The organism is Pseudarthrobacter sp. H2, from assembly GCF_050157045.1.
Lineage (GTDB): Bacteria > Actinomycetota > Actinomycetes > Actinomycetales > Micrococcaceae > Arthrobacter.
Genome location: NZ_CP189594.1, coordinates 2512870 through 2526747, shown reverse-complemented (window position 1 = coordinate 2526747; position 13878 = coordinate 2512870). Strand labels below are relative to the sequence as shown.

16 protein-coding genes and 1 pseudogene are annotated in these 13878 nt (G+C 67.3%); 11 read left to right on the top strand and 6 right to left on the bottom strand.

Features of this window, described 5'->3' with window-relative positions:
• The first annotated feature begins 62 nt into the window (after positions 1-62).
• Positions 63-572, top strand: coding sequence for a DM13 domain-containing protein (locus ACQCSZ_RS11935; protein ID WP_427008165.1), 510 nt, complete (start codon positions 63-65; stop codon positions 570-572).
• Positions 573-662: 90 nt separating this feature from the next.
• A pseudogene (locus tag ACQCSZ_RS11930) lies at positions 663-1106 on the top strand (Na+/H+ antiporter NhaA); the annotation flags it as partial.
• A gap of 635 nt (positions 1107-1741) precedes the next feature.
• Here ACQCSZ_RS11930 and ACQCSZ_RS11925 read toward each other — a convergent pair.
• Positions 1742-3181 carry a dihydrolipoyl dehydrogenase family protein gene (locus tag ACQCSZ_RS11925; RefSeq protein WP_427008164.1) on the bottom strand — a complete coding sequence of 480 codons (1440 nt, stop codon included), beginning with the start codon at positions 3179-3181 and terminating at the stop codon, positions 1742-1744.
• A gap of 184 nt (positions 3182-3365) precedes the next feature.
• On the opposite strand from ACQCSZ_RS11925, the gene ACQCSZ_RS11920 reads away from it, so the two are divergent.
• From ACQCSZ_RS11920 to ACQCSZ_RS11905, 4 genes are all read left to right on the top strand, one after another.
• Positions 3366-3938 (top strand): class I SAM-dependent methyltransferase, encoded by a 573-nt coding sequence (locus ACQCSZ_RS11920; RefSeq protein ID WP_427008163.1) that lies wholly within the window; start codon positions 3366-3368, stop codon positions 3936-3938.
• A 153-nt stretch (positions 3939-4091) separates the two neighbouring features.
• Positions 4092-4544: a hypothetical protein gene (locus ACQCSZ_RS11915; protein WP_427007765.1), complete on the top strand. Its 453-nt coding sequence runs from the start codon at positions 4092-4094 to the stop codon at positions 4542-4544.
• The gene (locus ACQCSZ_RS11910; RefSeq protein WP_427007766.1) at positions 4541-5329 is read left to right on the top strand and encodes a Crp/Fnr family transcriptional regulator; all 789 of its coding nucleotides are present in this window, start codon (positions 4541-4543) and stop codon (positions 5327-5329) included. The genes ACQCSZ_RS11915 and ACQCSZ_RS11910 overlap by 4 nt, the downstream gene beginning before the upstream one ends.
• A complete protein-coding gene (locus tag ACQCSZ_RS11905; protein WP_427008162.1) occupies positions 5326-5625 on the top strand; it encodes a DUF427 domain-containing protein in 300 nt (99 codons plus the stop codon). The genes ACQCSZ_RS11910 and ACQCSZ_RS11905 overlap by 4 nt, the downstream gene beginning before the upstream one ends.
• 740 nt (positions 5626-6365) lie before the next feature.
• Here the strand turns inward: ACQCSZ_RS11905 and ACQCSZ_RS11900 are convergent.
• Positions 6366-6833: a hypothetical protein gene (locus tag ACQCSZ_RS11900; protein WP_427008161.1), complete on the bottom strand. Its 468-nt coding sequence runs from the start codon at positions 6831-6833 to the stop codon at positions 6366-6368.
• Positions 6834-7707: 874 nt separating this feature from the next.
• Between ACQCSZ_RS11900 and ACQCSZ_RS11895 the strand changes: the two genes are divergently transcribed.
• Both ACQCSZ_RS11895 and ACQCSZ_RS11890 read left to right on the top strand, forming a co-directional pair.
• Positions 7708-8406 carry a DUF3040 domain-containing protein gene (locus tag ACQCSZ_RS11895; protein WP_427008160.1) on the top strand — a complete coding sequence of 233 codons (699 nt, stop codon included), beginning with the start codon at positions 7708-7710 and terminating at the stop codon, positions 8404-8406.
• A gap of 11 nt (positions 8407-8417) precedes the next feature.
• Positions 8418-8720: a LapA family protein gene (locus tag ACQCSZ_RS11890; RefSeq protein ID WP_427008159.1), complete on the top strand. Its 303-nt coding sequence runs from the start codon at positions 8418-8420 to the stop codon at positions 8718-8720.
• A gap of 27 nt (positions 8721-8747) precedes the next feature.
• Here the strand turns inward: ACQCSZ_RS11890 and ACQCSZ_RS11885 are convergent, their stop codons facing one another.
• Complete coding sequence (locus ACQCSZ_RS11885) at positions 8748-9899, bottom strand: IS630 family transposase (RefSeq protein ID WP_427005433.1); 1152 nt, start codon at positions 9897-9899, stop codon at positions 8748-8750.
• Positions 9900-9980: 81 nt separating this feature from the next.
• On the opposite strand from ACQCSZ_RS11885, the gene ACQCSZ_RS11880 reads away from it, so the two are divergent.
• Positions 9981-10313: a hypothetical protein gene (locus tag ACQCSZ_RS11880; protein WP_427004571.1), complete on the top strand. Its 333-nt coding sequence runs from the start codon at positions 9981-9983 to the stop codon at positions 10311-10313.
• 216 nt (positions 10314-10529) lie between these two features.
• Here the strand turns inward: ACQCSZ_RS11880 and ACQCSZ_RS11875 are convergent, their stop codons facing one another.
• Positions 10530-10733 carry a cold-shock protein gene (locus tag ACQCSZ_RS11875; RefSeq protein ID WP_427005514.1) on the bottom strand — a complete coding sequence of 68 codons (204 nt, stop codon included), beginning with the start codon at positions 10731-10733 and terminating at the stop codon, positions 10530-10532.
• A gap of 377 nt (positions 10734-11110) precedes the next feature.
• Here ACQCSZ_RS11875 and ACQCSZ_RS11870 point away from each other — a divergent pair, with 377 nt between their 5' ends.
• Together ACQCSZ_RS11870 and ACQCSZ_RS11865 are read left to right on the top strand one after the other, a co-directional pair.
• Complete coding sequence (locus tag ACQCSZ_RS11870; RefSeq protein ID WP_427008158.1) at positions 11111-11539, top strand: hypothetical protein; 429 nt, start codon at positions 11111-11113, stop codon at positions 11537-11539.
• Between the two features lie 59 nt (positions 11540-11598).
• Entirely contained in the window at positions 11599-11829 is a 231-nt protein-coding gene (locus ACQCSZ_RS11865) for a flavodoxin domain-containing protein (protein WP_427008157.1), read from the top strand.
• A 10-nt stretch (positions 11830-11839) separates the two neighbouring features.
• On the opposite strand, the gene ACQCSZ_RS11860 is transcribed toward ACQCSZ_RS11865, so the two are convergent.
• Both ACQCSZ_RS11860 and ACQCSZ_RS11855 read right to left on the bottom strand, forming a co-directional pair.
• A complete protein-coding gene (locus ACQCSZ_RS11860) occupies positions 11840-12352 on the bottom strand; it encodes a methylated-DNA--[protein]-cysteine S-methyltransferase (protein ID WP_427008156.1) in 513 nt (170 codons plus the stop codon).
• Positions 12349-13845 (bottom strand): DNA-3-methyladenine glycosylase 2 family protein, encoded by a 1497-nt coding sequence (locus ACQCSZ_RS11855; protein ID WP_427008155.1) that lies wholly within the window; start codon positions 13843-13845, stop codon positions 12349-12351. Before ACQCSZ_RS11855 ends, ACQCSZ_RS11860 begins: the two co-directional genes overlap by 4 nt.
• Positions 13846-13878 lie beyond the last annotated feature (33 nt).

Below are 13878 nucleotides of genomic sequence, written 5' to 3'. Positions count from 1 at the left end.
TCCCGAACCGTGACCCGGAACTTCGCTTTCGATCCGGTCGTTGGCATGGCATGAACAGACGCGTGAGCATCCCGGCTGTCGTCCTCCTCACCGCCATCGCGGTCGCCGTCGGGCTGTATCTGTTCCAGCCGTGGCGGATCTTCACCAGTAGCACGGTGACCGAGGCCGTTCCGCCCGCTGCGTCGCCGACCAGCCCGCCGGCGGGGCCCTCAGCGGCCGCTCCGCGGGAACTGGTGAAGGGCGAACTTATCAGCCATGAGCATGCCAGCTCCGGAACCGTGAGAATCCTCGAACTCTCCGACGGGACCCGGATTCTCCGCTTCGAAGGTCTCGATACCTCCGATGGCCCGGACCTTCGGGTATGGCTCAGCGACGCCCCGGTGATCGAAGGAACGGCCGGCTGGCATGTCTTCGACGACGGCGCCTACCTCGATCTGGGCGCGCTCAAAGCCAACAAAGGGGACCAGAACTACGAGATCCCGCCCCGAGCGACGCTGGCCGACTACAGCTCGGTCAGTATCTGGTGCGCACGTTTCGCTGTCTCCTTCGCCGCCGCGGAACTGAACAGCTAACCGGCGGTCAGGTGTCCTGCACAGCAGCTACATGGCTGAACGCCGGCGGGCTCAGACCCGTTGCCGGGAACCCGGGGACCGCACTTGCTCATGAGCCAAACGCCTCCGTCCCTTCCGCCGCGCTTCACGGTCTTTGGGCGCGGCAGTTACGCCGAAGCGCTGCGGATCGGGGCGATCCTCCGCAAGGAAACGGTGGGCGGCGCCCTGCTGGTAGCTGCTGCCCTCATCGCACTCATCTGGGCCAGCTCCCCGGTCTCCGAGAGCTATTTCGCGCTCCGGGACTTCAGGATGGGTTACGAGCCCTGGCACCTTGAACTCAGCCTGGGCTGCTGGCGATCTTCTTCTTCCTGGTCGGCCTTGAGCTTAAACGGGAGTTTGTGGCGGGGGATCCTCGGCAGCTGAACAAGTCAATTGTTCCCGTTACCGCTGCGGCAGGCGGCGTGGCCGTTCCGGCCCTCATCCACGCCGCGGTCAACTTCGCCAGCCCCGAGACATTGCGGGGATGGGCGATCCCCACCGCGACGGACATTGGAAGCCTGCACGATGACCACGCCAAGGTGGGCATCCTGGCCGCATCCCTGCTTGCCGCGCTGCTGGCAACGGTGGTGCTGCGGATCAGGAACCGCCAATACCGGCAGGCCGAGGAAGCAGAGAAGGTCGACTCCGACCACGACGGAATCCCAGATGTCTACGAGAACAGCCCCTGAACCCCGCCGAGTCAACCGGCGAGGTCAGGCCGCCGGGTCGAACGGTTCAACAGGCATCGCCGCGGAGTGGCGGAACGGGCTCACATCCTGAATACACTCAGGCGGGAGCTGCGACTCGCCGAACTGGCCCATTGCCAGGCCGCCGGCCAGCATAACCCAGCCCATGGGGACGCTGAGCCGCGGCGGCGCCGCGAAGACGATTGCCGCTGCCGAGGAGAAGACAGCGTCCTGTTTGCCTGCTGCATCAACGGCACGGCTTTCCTGGCTTTCTCCTCCATCGCCGAAAAACCGGCCGCCGGCTCCGGGCCGGCCGGTCGTTGTCGTTCCTGGGCGGGCTGAGGGAAGGTGCCGGGACCGTGGCCGTGCACAGCCTCTGGCTGATCTTCCCGGTCTTCCCGGTCGCCGCGTGGGACATCGCGTCCGTATGGGCGCTGCTGGTCACGGCCAGCGGCGTCCAGCGGATTATTGCCGGCTACCGGTCCCGCGGTGAGACCCTGGCCCGTCCAGCCAGCGGCGCCGGAACCAGACCAGACCCGCCATGGCCTGGCGCACCACCGGAGAGGCCAGACGCTCCCTGACATCGGCGACGGCGGCATTCCACACACCGTCCGAATAGGTGGGGTAGGGGTGCGTCGTTGCGGCGATGTCGGATGTTGTCAGGCTTTTCTGGACCGCCAGGGCCAGTTCAGCCAGGGATTCCCCTGCCCGCGGGCCGACGATGGTGCCGCCCAGAATTTTTCCCCGCCGGTCCACGATCAGCCTCGTGAAACCGCCCGTGGTGTCCTCCGTCACGGCCCGGTCCACATGGGTGTGCCGGACCGTCCGGGCCCGGTGCTGCAGACCGCCGTCGGCGGTCGTGAGCCCGACGACGGCCACCTCAGGGGACGTGAACGTCACCCGGGGCACGATGCCACTGACCTGGCGTTTGAGCCCGAGCACCGCGTTCGACACTGCCACCGACGCATGCACGCCGGCCAGATGGGTGAACCGGGGGTTCGCGGTCACGTCTCCCGCGGCCCAGATGAGCGGATTTGAGGTCATCATCCGCGAATCCGTGATGACATGGCCGTCCTCGTCCAGCTTGACCCCGACCCGTTCCAGGCCGAGACCCTCGGTGCGTGGTGCGCGTCCGGTGGCCAGGAGAACGACGTCGGCGTCAACGGCAGCGCCGTCGCGAAGCAGGAGCCGGGATCCGGCATCCGTGGTGACGGCGTTCTCGACCGTGGAGTTCTCGAGGATGCGGACACCGTCGGCTACCAGGCTGTCCCGGAGGAGGCCGGCTGCGTCGGGATCTTCCTTGGGGAGGATCCCGGAGCGGACGATCATGGTGACCTCGGATCCGAGGCGGGCGAAGGCCTGCCCGAGTTCGCAGGCGACCGGGCCGCCTCCCACAATGGCCAGCCGCGCCGGAAGGGCGTCGAGTTCCCAGATCGTGTCCGAGGTGACAGTCGCCGCGGGGTCCAGGCCCGGGATGCCGGTGCTGACCGGCGCTGCGCCGGTAGCGATCAGTGCCTGCCGGAAGCGGATCGTTCTGCCGTCAACCTCGGCCACCCCGGGGGTGCGGAACGTCAGGGTGCCCGTGATGACCTGCACGCCGGCGGCTTCGAGTGCCGCAGGGGAGTCGACCGGTTCGATCGTGCTGATTGCGGCGAAGATGCGCTGGCGCACCGCGGCGAATTTCGGAGGTTGCCCGGTCAGCGCGCGCCCGGTCCTGGCGTGTGCGGCTGCCGACAGGAGGGTCTTGGACGGGACGCATCCGGTCCACAGGCAGTCCCCGCCGGTGCGGGCCTGCTCGACCAGAAGGGTTCGTGCGCCGAACCCGGCCGCCGTGGTGGCACCTATGATTCCGGCCGTCCCGCCTCCGACCACCAGGAGGTCTACGATCGGGTTCTCGACTGCCATGATGGACTCCTGGTGGTGTTGTTGAATGCCGGACAGTGCGCCTGCCGCTGTGCTTTTGTCCGCCAACCGCGTCGCTGCGCCGGAACAAACCTGAAGGAGCCCCTCCATCCGCGACAAATACACGCTGTTTGCCCCGTTCTACGACCTGTTGTCGGGCGAATACCCTGTCTATCATGCCGGGCGGGTGCTCGGCATCGATGCCCTGGCCCCCACAGCGGGCCAGCAGGTGCTGGACATCGGATGCGGAACAGGACTGAATTTTCCGCTGCTGCAGGAGCGCATCGGTGCCGCCGGGACCATCGTCGGCATCGACCGCAGCGCCGGAATGCTCCGCCAGGCGCTGCGCCGCGCCGAGGCCCGCGGCTGGCAGAACGTGATCCTGATCCAGGCGGACATGGTGCTGCTGGACCCCCGGTCAACCGCCGCCCGCATCCAAGCGAGCGGGGGCTCGGCCGTCTCCGATGCCGCCCTTGCGACCTACTCGTTGTCCCTCATGGGGGACTGGCAGCAGGCCTGGACGAACACGACCGGACTGCTCGCCACGCATGCGCGGGTCGGGGTGGTGGATATGCAGGACCCGGAGGGATGGGCGCGGTGGCTGACTCCGCTGGCACGGCTGGCCTGCGCACTGGGAGGATCCGACATCACCGCCGCCCCCTGGCGAGCCGTCGAGGAACGGTGCGTCGACGTCGTGCGTGCCTCGGCCCGGGGCGGGCACCTCCAGATCCGGGCCGGAAAGATGATGCATGACGGGTGAGCCCCCGCCCGGTTCACCTCCTTGGCCTCACCGTGGCGCCGGGCGCAGCTCCCGATGTTTATTTGCTGTGTAGCGCAGATTACTGAACGGCATCATGGGCCGGCCATACGTTGAAGACGTCAGCGAGAAACTCTTCGATGGAAGGTTGCCGTCATGGCTTCTGCATCAGCTCTTTCACGTCCCACGTCCGGCACCGGCATCGGCAGGCGCGTTCTCGCCGGGGCCGCCGGGGGCATCGCCGGCGGTGTCGTGTTCGGGATTCTCATGGCGATGATGGGCATGCTGCCGGTCATCGCGTCCATGGTCGGCTCCGATTCGGCGGTGGTCGGGTTCGGCGTCCATCTGATGATTTCGGTGCTGATCGGCCTTGGCCTGACGGTGTTGTTCGGCACCCGGTTCCTGACCGGGTATGGCCGCGGCGCCCTGGTCGGGCTCGGTTACGGGGCCATCTGGTGGGTCCTTGGGCCGTTGATGATCATGCCGGTCATGATGGGCATGCCCCTGTTCGCCCTGAACCTGGCCGCTCTGATGAGCCTCATGGGCCACATGATCTATGGCGTTATTCTGGGACTGGTGGCGGTCCGCGTCCTGACGAGCCGGGCATGACCGATACCTGCCGGGTCGATGTGGCGGCCACCGTCTCCGGGGACCTGCGCCCGTGGGCCCCGCGGCAACGAGAGGCAGACCCGCTGATGTCAGGACCCGCTGACCCGTTCAGCTGTTTGAATGAAGTTGATCTGTTCGCTGACCTGAGCGCACAGGAGATCGAGGCCATGGATCTCATGGCCCCGGCCCGGCTGTTCCGCCGCGGGGAACTGCTGTTCAGCCAGAGCCAGCGTGTCAAGGCGCTGTTCATCCTCAAATCCGGCCGGGTGCGTATTTTCCGGGTCGCCGAGGACGGCAAGGCCCTGACGATGGCCATCCTGGAACCGGGCGCGGTATTCGGGGAGATGATGCTCGTGGGGCAGCGGATGTATGACAACTACGCCGAGGCCATCGAAGACTCCGCGATCTGCCAGCTCAGCGTGGATGAAGTCGAACGGTTCCTGCTCTCGGATCCCCGCATCGCCATCCGCATCTCGCGGCTCCTGGGCGAACAGGTCGCCCGCCTCGAACAGCGCCTGACCGACCTTGCGCTGCGGCCGCTGGCCGCCCAGGTGGCGTCCACCCTGCTCAAACTCGGTGACGCCGCGGGGCCGACGCGCTTCGGGCAGGCCCGGACCATCCACCTCACCCACGAACAGCTCGCGGGCCTCCTGGGCGCCTCCCGGGAGGCCACCAGCAAGATCATGGGTGACCTCACGGCCAGGAAGGCCATCCGCCAGGGCCGCGGGCGCATCGTCATCCAGGACCGCGACATCCTGCAAAAACTGGCACGGAGTACCTCATGATTACCGCCACGTTCCATGGACAGGTGATCGCCCGCTCGGAGCAGACCGTGTACCTGGAAGGCAACCACTACTTCCCCGCGGAATCCATAGTGCCCGGCGCGCTGGAGGCCAGCTGGGTGCGGACGCTGTGCTTTTGGAAGGGGATGGCCCGCTACCACCACGTCCGCGCAGGAGGCCACCGGTCACCGAACGCCGCGTGGTCCTACCCGCGGCCCACACCCCTGGCCCGGATGATCAAAGGCCACGTTGCCTTCGCCCCCGGCACTGGGGTGATCGTCAGCGGCCAACGCCCCTGACCGTCGGCTTCACCGCCTTCCGGGCGCGGGACGGTAACATAGGGTCGGGGTCAGATCCTGGGTTATCAGGGAGCGAGTTTTTGGAGAAAGGCCCGAAAGCTCTCCGGTAGCACGAACCCCTTTGCTTGGTCCTGGGTTCCGGCCCAGTCCGTGCCGGTTACCAGTCCTCCGGCCGCCACAACCTCAGATACCAACTCCGCCGGAACCGGTCCTGTCGGATCTGCCAGGAGCCTTGCCCGGGTTCGCCCGGACAACTTTTCCCACCACGACTGCTCTACCTCAAATTCGGTCATGGACAGAGCCTAAACCGTCGGAGCAAGGGCGGCCATGGTGCGGAACGCCGTCGACCGGAGCCGCCCGTCCAGCCCCGTAAAGACAGTGCTTTTGCCGCTGGGCTCAGATCCGGGCATCCGACTGGGTACTGCACGCACGGTGGCGCGGGCATCCGCTGAACACGGCGGCCCGGCTCATCCGGTGTGCATGCGCCGACCGCTACGCACGGAACCCACGATTGAGTCCTCCAAACACGGGGTTCCCAGGCTCGAAACAGCGGTCAAATTTTCTTTATGATTGCCATCTTCACCCGGGCTGCGGAGGGGCCGTGGTCGGCGAACAGGTTCACCCCGTGCAGGCAGCTGAACGGGTCCGGGAACAGGTCGGCCTCCCTCTCATGCGGCGACCAGGTCTGTCTGTTACCCCCTGCTATCAAGGCAAGGTCGCGGCCCCGTGATCCTCAACGTTCATGCACGCCCCTTGAGCACTCGCACTGCCGTCAGACCCAGGACAGCCCCGTACATCAAGTGACCCACCAGGGTCATCGCAGCCATGAATTCCAGAGTGAACACGGACACGCCCAGCATTAGGGGCGTGATTAGCAACCCACCCACGCCCCACCAAACGACCCACCACAGGACCCCGTATACCAGGCCTGTGACGGCGCCTTTGCCGTAACTGGTGAGGAACTTGCCCGCGAAGAGGACCGTCAGTCCCAGACCGACCGCGACCGAGATCGTCAAATGGATGATAAGCCCGGCTCCGGCGGAGTCGGAGCCAACCATGGACGCGATCATGGGGAACATGCCCATCTGCGCCATCAGGAAGCCGAACACGATCCCGCCGGCGAGGCCGCCGATCACTCCGGCCAGGATCCGGCGGCCCAGCGTGGACCAGGGGTGGGGATGATGCGCGGGAACGTGTGAAGAGGACACAGTAGCCTGCCTTTCATCGCTGGAAGAGCAAGCGTCGAGCGGGAACTCGGTCACGTGCCTGTCCGTGACTACTTTCTCTTCCTTACGGCGTGGACCCTGAAAAGGTGTTCGCTGCCCTGCCGACGGAGCGCCTCGCCGCTTCCGGAAAACCCAGGACAGCTTTCAGCAGTCCTGGCCGCCCTTGGCCGTCGACGTATCATTCACTCGTCTGTTCCCTTTCTGCGAGGTCGAGCTTTCGCCGGGCTCCGATGACGTGGAGAACCATGAGGTCGTTCGGGGGCGTGATGACGGCGGTGACTTTAGGGATGGTGCTCCGGTCCCTCCGGGGCCGATAAGCGGGTCCGGCGGATGCTCGAATCCACACGCGGTTCATTGAATTGCCGGACATGGTGGACCTGATTATGGATCGCATTGAACGTCCTCACGGTCGATGCCGGGCTTGTGTGTGCTCTCTACCCGCCACGCCTTCGGCGGTGAGGCCGGCGACCGCGGTGGCCTTGTCGGGGAATGATCTGGCGAGTGCCATCACGGTCCCGTCGGGGCCCTCAGCGGGAACCTGAAACGCATGTCCTCATCGGTGAAGAGCTCGAATGTACCTGTCATCGTTATCCTCCTGGACGCGGAATGAGCCGGGCGCCGGTCTTTCTCTTCGAGCCCGGGGACGCTACGTTCCGGCCTCTGGGCAGGGGAGGGATTCAGTCCTGGCTTCTGTGACACGTGCCATACATACAGGCTTTATCCTACGCGGACAGCAATCATGATGGCGAGTACCCGGGGACTCCGGTGAAGTGTTCTTCGCGCCTGGAGCCTTTTCGGGACCCCAGCCGCCTCCCAGTGGGAGCGCCTGTGGATAGTGTCCGGTAACGGGCAGATAATGAACGCAAGGCACGTCGTGTGCCGGGCGGGCCTCTGCCTCTGGGCTCCGGCCCGTTTTTCTGGGGAGGAGGTTCCCATGCCGCTGTCGGATGAAGAGCGTCGTCGCCTTGAAAAGCTCGAACAGGATCTGGCCGCGACGGACCCGGACCTGGACCTCGAATTGAAGTCCGGATTACCCCGCGGCATGGCTGCCAACACTGTCTACGGTCTTCTGGCCGCGTTGGCCGGCTTCGCGCTGGTCATCGGGGGGATCATCACGCAGCTCACGATCATGGGCGCCATCGGATTCCTCGTGATGGTTGCAGGCGCTCACTGGTTCCTCAACGGCTTTCGTTCCCGCCATGAGTCCGGTAGCAGCCTGGACCTGGCGGCGCGACTTTGTAGCATCCGGCCCTGTGGATCTGGTGTTCCGGACGGGCAGCGAGTCATGGCAGTCACAGTCCCGCACCGGGGGTGCCGCTGGGCGGGACCAGGCAGGGGACGCAGGCTTGCTGGAGGAGTACTCTGTGATGTATCCGTCCGGCACGGACGGATTGCTCCGGAATTAGGGGATGAAAGAACGTGGCTGCTGATCCAACGCCGAGGCCATCAGCGGGGCCGCCCCCGGCCCCGCGTCGGGAAAACGAACCTACGCCCTCGAAGCCGGAACGCCCTCCCCGGAAACCGTCCCCGGGCCAACCCGGGGCCGCGGAAGTGACGCGGGCCGGGATGATCTGGGTTGCCGTCAGCGCCGGGCTGATCATTCTGGTGTTGCTCATCATCTTCATCCTGCAGAACCAGGATCGCGTCACCGTGCACTATCTTGGGGCCGCCGGCGAGCTGTCCCTGGGCATGGCGCTGTTCATCGCAGCCGTGGCTGGCGGGATCCTGGTCGCGATCGCCGGGGCAGCGCGGATCCTTCAGCTGAGAAGCCAACGCCGCCACCCGCCCGGCCAGCCGTCGGCCCCGCCGGGACCCGCCACAACCAGCCGAACCGAACCCACACCCCGACCGGGGGGTCCACCGAACTAGTGGGCATTTTCGTTAGTTCGTCGGGGGTCAGGCGGCCAGTTCGTGGTCGTGTTTGTTCAGGCGGTGCAAGTAGTCGTTGAGGTCGGCGCGGGTGTATTTCCAATCGAACGGTTCCGCGGTCGCGTTGTAGCGGTTCTGGAAGGCGAGCACGCGCTTGGCGAGCTGGTCGAGGTCTTTGAAATCGCCTCCGGTGATGGCCTTGCGCTGCAGGATGGAGAAGTAGATCTCGACCTGGTTCAACCATGAGGCATGCACGGGCAGGTGGACCAGCGTGGCGGTAGGCCACGCGGCGTCCATCCGCTCGATGGAGCGGGCCCCGTTATGCGAGGATCCGTTATCGACCACCCAGAACACCCGCTTGGCCGAGGCGTAGGGCTCGGTGGTCATGACCTTCTCCACCAGTTCGGCGAAGGGTGCGATCCCGGTCTTTTCGGCGATCGTGCCGATCACTTCCGCGCGGTGGACGTCGTAGGCGGCAAAGTAGGCCAGGGTGCCGCCGCGGCGGTATTCGAACTCGATCCTGCGGGTCCGCCCCGGGCCCGGGGCCAGGCCTGGATGGCGCCGGCGCAGGGCCTGCAGCTGGGATTTCTCGTCGGCGCTGATCACGTACTCGTCCGGCCCGAGCGGTTCGCCGTCCCGGATGCGGGCGTAGAGATCCAGCACCCGCGCCGCCTTGGTCTCGAAGGCCGGGTCGCGGGGGAAGATCCAGGACCGGTGCTGCCACGGTTTGATCGCGTCCTTGGCCAGCCAGCGGGCGACAGTGGCCTGGCTGATCGATGCGACCAGCCCCTCGGCGACAGCCTCGTGCGCCAGTTCCGCACCGGACCAGCGTCCCAGCGGCACGTCCTTCTCCGCCGGCGGGGTGCAGGCCAGGGCCTTGATCCCGGCGACCTGCACCGGGGTGAACGTGTGCGGCCGCCCGGTCCGGGCCAGGTCCTTGAGCCCGTCCAGCCCGCCGGCGGCGTAGCGTTTACGCCACTTGCGCACGGTATCGACATGGATCCGCAGGCCCGTGGCGATGACCGCGTTGGGTTCTCCCCGCGCGGCGGCGAGCACGATCCGCGCCCGCAGGACATCACGGTACGGGGCCCGTGCGGAACCGGCGCGTGCGGCCAGCACGGCCTCGGCGGCAGTGGACAGGTTGATCGTGAACGGGGAAGAGATCACCATGGGATCCATTTATCCTCCGCCGGCCGCGCCCCGCCGCGGTGCCACGCCGCACGGCCACCCCGCCGCGGCAGGTAGGGCAGAATGAAGGCCATGGCCAGGATTCCCGAATCGACGAAGACCTCCCTGCACCAGCGCCTGACCGCCCGCGCCAGGGAACGCTGGCCGCAGATCGAAAGGATCAACACCCGCTTCCGGGCCGGTTTCGCCTACGTCGACGCCGTCCTTCCCGGCGGGGAAGTACAGCAGCTGTGCCGGCTGCGCTATGCCGGCTACGCCAACCAGTGGGGCTTCGCGATCTACCGCGCCAGCCACGACGACTACGAGGACAACTACCTGCCCACCGGGCTGGCCGGCGGCACTGCCGAAGACGCCCTCGACACCGCCTGCGGCCTCTACCTCGCCGACCCCACCGCCTGGACCTAGACCCCCGACGAACTAACGAAAATGACCACTAGTCGCGGCGACGCTACAGGGTCCCGGCCCGGATCCGGAGGTGCCCGCCACGGGCAGACCGGCTGACGACTGCGGCAACGTCTTCCTCCACAAGGCGGCGCCCGGTCCCTCTACGATCCGGGAAGCGGTGGACGCGGGGCCATCAGCCGTGCGGCCGGCTGGCCGACCGCACCCACAAGTTAAGTCTTAGAGCGGGCGAATGTTCTCCGCCTGCGGTCCCTTCGGGCCCTGGGCCAGATCAAACTGGACTTTCTGGTTCTCTTCCAATGAACGGTAGCCGCTGCTGGCGATCGCCGAATAATGGGCGAACACATCGGCCGAGCCATCATCATTGGCGATGAACCCGAAGCCTTTTTCAGAGTTGAACCATTTCACTGTTCCAGTTGCCATATCTGTCGTCCCGATATTCTCTGTAATCCCGGCCCTCACTGGCCGCGGAGACCCTTCTCCGCTACCCCCAACGTAAGGTGCCGGATCGGCAGGTGCAAGCGTCCCGCCAGGGAAGCCCTGGACCGGAAGCCCTGGACCGCGCATGACCGGCCCGCTCCACCGGCTCAACCGTCCTGCGGACGGCAGCGCAGCGGATGCCTTGTGTCTGCGCTTCGCTTGTTTCCTCACACAATCCATTAACAGCTTGCCCTTCGGGTTGCGCCGGCTCCGTCGGGCACAGCTACGCGAAGCTCCGCCAGCAGGCATAAACATGGTGGGGGAGAATGAAACCGGTACTCCAGGCACCCGCCCCGCCCCAGCGGATGGAGCATCAGCTCATGAGCACCCAAACATTGACCCACACGATCACGACCGACACCTTAGAACCGGTCACCGCGCCGGTACTTCCCGCCGACGACCGGGCAGGAGACGGGTACGACTGGATGGACACCCTCGAGGGCACCGCCTGGTCGGTGCTGCCCAACTGGGGCAGCGAAGGCCGGGACGCCGGATCCTGGCCCTACATCATCGTCGCCGTGGCCCGCACCCGCGACCGGAACGGGGAACCGTTCGGCTACGGCATCTGCGTCGAAGGCGACACCGCCACCCACTGGTTCCGGTCCCAGGACGCCTGCTTTGAAGCGGTCAGCGCCGAAGTGTTCTACCACTGGATCTCCGGGCAGTCCGACGGCCCGGACAGCCTCCCCGCCACAGCCGCGGTCCTGCCCGAGCAGGACCGCAAGCCCTACCCCGGCTGGACGAGCTAGAAACCTCTGGTGCCCCGGCCACAACCGGCCGGGGCACCAGAGCGGCACGCCAACACCCGTTGACAACATCATTGAGAGATTCCGGGCAGCCGCCGGACAACGCCCGGAAATTCATGACGTGGACCGAAGGCCTGCAGCCGGGCACCCGCGCCGGGGTGCGGTACACGGTCTTCGGCAACGGCAACAAGGACTGGGCGCGGACCTACCAGGAGGTGCCCAAGGCCATCGACGTCGGGCTCGAGGCCGCCGGCGGCGTGCGGATCTATTACATGGCCGACATCTTCACCTGACCTCCGTCCCCTACTTCAGGGCGAGGGCCAGTGCGTGTTCCCGGTCCAGCAGGCTCTCCTTGATGGCGAGCCCCCAGCGGAAGCCCCCCAGCGTGCCGTCCGTGCGGATCACGCGGTGGCACGGGACAAACAGGGCGGCGGCGTTGAAGGCGCAGGCACTCGCCGCAGCACGGACCGCCTTCGGGTGCCCGGAGAGCGCCGCGTATTCCGTGTATGTCACCGGGCTCCCCGGTGCCACCGACCGGAGCATGTCCCAGGCATGGCTGCGGAAGGGGCCCGACTTCTGCAGCACCGGCACCGCCATGGCCGGGGCCGGATTTCCGGCGTAGAACTCCTCCACGGCGGCGGAGATGGACCCCATGTCCATGACGGGCTCATAATCCCCGGGAAGCAGCTCGGCGTGGATCTGGCCGGTGAGCTCGCCGGGAACCGCTGTCCAGCCGGAGGCCAGCACGGCGCCGTCCCTGGCAATGATGGTGAACGGGCCGTCCGGGGTGGACATGGTCAACAGCTGGGCTTTCATTTCTTCGCTTCCTTCGTGGGAGTCTGGGCGCGGGTGGTGGAACGCGCGGCCTGCGCTGCGGCGCGCCAGAGGTGCATGGTGGCGTAGGAGCGCCAGGGGCTGAGTTCACGGAAATCAGGGCTCAGGGTGGCGCCGTCGATAGCGGGGGCGAGCGAGCGGATGCCGTTGCGCACGGCGGCGTCGTTGGCGAGGAAGACGTCCGGGGCCCCGATGACCCGCATCGCGACGTACCCCACCGTCCACGGCCCGACGCCGGCCAGGGGCAGGAGCTTTGCCCCCAGCCCGGGCAGGTCGTCGCCGTAGCCGAAGTCGAGGTCCCCCGACGCCATCGCCTCCGCGGCCGCGCGGACCGAGTCGATGCGGCGCTGCGGGCCCCGGAGCAGTCCGAAACCGGTCTGCGCAATCTGTGCCGCGGTGGGGAACAGCCGGTGCAGCCCGTCAGCCGGAACGGCGCTCGCGGTCCCGGCCGCGGACAGCCGGACCAGGGCCGTGCGGGCGGCTGCCACGGTGACCTGCTGCCCGATCATCGCCCGGATCAGCAGTTCCTGCGGGTCCACCGCGCCCGGCATCCGCATCCCGGGGGTGTGTGCCACGCTGGCCGCCAGCCGGGGATCGGCCGTGAGGGCGCCGTCGATCGCGACGGGGTCGGCGTCGAGGTCCAGCAGCCGGCGGACCCGGCTGAGCAGAGGGGCCAGGTCCCGCAGGTCCACGGCGCCGCTGGTCAGCACCAGGGGGCGGCCGGGCGCGGCGGCGTCGTACTCCACCCGGAAGCGGGCGTCGCCGTGGGCCAGCCGCAGGGTCCGCGCATAGGACGTGGAGGTCCCGGCCTCGATGCCCGGGACGGCGCGGACCGCGAGGAAATCGAACACCCCGGGATCGAACGGCTCACGGTACGGCAGGTTCAGGGTCAGCGCCGTGGAGGACGCGGGAGCCCGGTGGTGTGCCGTGGCCCGCAGCGCCGTGGGCGTCATGGCGAAGACCTCGCCAATGGTCTCGTTGAACTGGCGCACGCTGCTGAACCCGGCGGCGAACGCGATGTCGGCCGCCTTCATCGACGTGGAGACCAGCAACGTCCGTGCGGTCTGGGCGCGGCTCGCCCGGGCCAGGGACAGCGGACCGGCGCCGAGTTCATGGCTGAGGATCCGGTTGAGCTGGCGTGCGGAATAGCCCAGCCTGGACGCCAGCCCTTCCACGCCGTCGCGGTTGATCACCCCGTCGTTGATCAGCCGCATGGCCCGGCCGGCGAGGTCGGAGCGGAGGTTCCACGCCGGGGTGCCGGGCACGGCTTCGGGCAGGCAGCGCTTGCACGCCCGGTAGCCGGCGTCATGGGCGGCGGCGGAGGTCTCGTAGAACGTGACGTTGCCCGCCTTCGGGGTGCGGGCGGGGCAGGAGGGCCGGCAGTAGATGCCCGTGGTGCGGACAGCGGTGTAGAACTGCCCGTCGAACCGGGGGTCCCGGGCATCGATTGCCCGGTAGCGCTGCCAGAAGTCCATGGCTTCATCCTCCCAGCTGCCTTAGGTCCTTGC

Bases quoted from the DNA above. Each gene is read 5' to 3' on its own strand.
- ACQCSZ_RS11925 (WP_427008164.1), bottom strand. From the start codon at position 3,181: ATGGCAGTCGAGAACCCGATCGTAGACCTCCTGGTGGTCGGAGGCGGG.
- ACQCSZ_RS11910 (WP_427007766.1), top strand. From the start codon at position 4,541: ATGACCGATACCTGCCGGGTCGATGTGGCGGCCACCGTCTCCGGGGAC.
- ACQCSZ_RS11890 (WP_427008159.1), top strand. From the start codon at position 8,418: ATGATCTGGGTTGCCGTCAGCGCCGGGCTGATCATTCTGGTGTTGCTC.
- ACQCSZ_RS11870 (WP_427008158.1), top strand. From the start codon at position 11,111: ATGAGCACCCAAACATTGACCCACACGATCACGACCGACACCTTAGAA.
- ACQCSZ_RS11885 (WP_427005433.1), bottom strand. From the start codon at position 9,899: ATGGATCCCATGGTGATCTCTTCCCCGTTCACGATCAACCTGTCCACT.
- ACQCSZ_RS11860 (WP_427008156.1), bottom strand. From the start codon at position 12,352: ATGAAAGCCCAGCTGTTGACCATGTCCACCCCGGACGGCCCGTTCACC.
- ACQCSZ_RS11895 (WP_427008160.1), top strand. From the start codon at position 7,708: ATGAACGCAAGGCACGTCGTGTGCCGGGCGGGCCTCTGCCTCTGGGCT.
- ACQCSZ_RS11880 (WP_427004571.1), top strand. From the start codon at position 9,981: ATGGCCAGGATTCCCGAATCGACGAAGACCTCCCTGCACCAGCGCCTG.
- ACQCSZ_RS11915 (WP_427007765.1), top strand. From the start codon at position 4,092: ATGGCTTCTGCATCAGCTCTTTCACGTCCCACGTCCGGCACCGGCATC.
- ACQCSZ_RS11905 (WP_427008162.1), top strand. From the start codon at position 5,326: ATGATTACCGCCACGTTCCATGGACAGGTGATCGCCCGCTCGGAGCAG.
- ACQCSZ_RS11855 (WP_427008155.1), bottom strand. From the start codon at position 13,845: ATGGACTTCTGGCAGCGCTACCGGGCAATCGATGCCCGGGACCCCCGG.
- ACQCSZ_RS11875 (WP_427005514.1), bottom strand. From the start codon at position 10,733: ATGGCAACTGGAACAGTGAAATGGTTCAACTCTGAAAAAGGCTTCGGG.